1 protein-coding gene is annotated in these 468 nt (G+C 70.7%); it reads right to left on the bottom strand.

Annotated elements, in window-relative coordinates:
• A partial coding sequence (gene pgk, locus C468_RS03785; RefSeq protein ID WP_008847550.1) for a phosphoglycerate kinase occupies window positions 1-468 on the bottom strand: 468 nt, incomplete at both ends.

Here is a 468-nt window from a genome sequence, read left to right as displayed (position 1 = left end):
GACCACGGAGAAGCAGTCGGTCTCGGCGATCGCTTCGAGCACGCCGACCGTGCCGTCCGCGAACCGCTCGTCCTCGAAGACCCCGAGCGCGCCCTTCACGAACACCGCGTCGGACTCGCGGATCGGCGGCCCGTAGGCCGCGACCGTCTCCGAGCCCACGTCAAGATACCCCTCGGTCTTCTCGTCGATGTCGTCGACGGCGACCTCCGCGCGGTCGCCGTCGGGGCCCTCGTAGGCGAGGTCCGTCGCGAGGTGGATCGCGTCGCCGCGCTCGTCGAGCACCGACTCGATCAGCTCGCGGTTCGCCTCCCACTGCTCGTCGAACAGGTCCATCCCGCCGACGTCGTGGCCGACCGGGTGGCCCGCGGCGCGTAAGAAGAGCTCACCGGCGACGCCGCCGAGCAGGAAGCGGTCGACCCGGTCGTCTAAGGCGTCCATCACCCCGATCACGTCGGTCGCCTTCGTGCC

It is taken from the genome of Halorubrum kocurii JCM 14978 (genome assembly GCF_000337355.1).
Taxonomy (GTDB): Archaea; Halobacteriota; Halobacteria; order Halobacteriales; family Haloferacaceae; genus Halorubrum; species Halorubrum kocurii.
This window is presented reverse-complemented; position numbering and strand designations above follow the sequence as displayed.